At 48.0% G+C, this 515-nt stretch carries 1 protein-coding gene; it reads right to left on the reverse strand.

The features are described from left to right. On the reverse strand, positions 1-515 hold a 515-nt coding region (locus ACESOD_RS09795; protein WP_373095562.1), incomplete at both ends, for a hypothetical protein.

Genomic DNA, 515 nt, shown 5'->3' on the forward strand with positions numbered 1-515 from the left:
TCAGAATCAGCAAGCACATCAGCTTCTGAGTCTGCATCAACGTCAGCATCAGAATCAGCATCAACAAGTGCATCTGAGTCAGCGTCAACATCAGCTTCTGAATCAGCAAGCACAAGCGCATCTGAGTCAGCAAGCACATCAGCTTCTGAATCAGCATCAACGTCTGCATCAGAATCAGCAAGCACATCAGCTTCTGAATCAGCAAGCACAAGCGCATCTGAGTCTGCATCAACAAGCGCATCTGAGTCAGCGTCAACATCAGCTTCTGAGTCTGCATCAACGTCAGCATCAGAATCAGCAAGCACAAGCGCATCAGAATCAGCAAGTACATCAGCTTCTGAATCAGCATCAACAAGTGCAAGCCAATCAGCAAGCACATCAGCTTCTGAATCAGCAAGCACAAGCGCATCAGAATCAGCGTCAACGTCTACATCTGAGTCAGCAAGCACAAGCGCATCTGAGTCAGCAAGCACATCAGCATCTGAGTCTGCATCAACAAGTGCATCAGAATCAGC

This window comes from Streptococcus oralis (assembly GCF_964238205.1).
Taxonomy (GTDB): domain Bacteria; phylum Bacillota; class Bacilli; order Lactobacillales; family Streptococcaceae; genus Streptococcus; species Streptococcus oralis_CZ.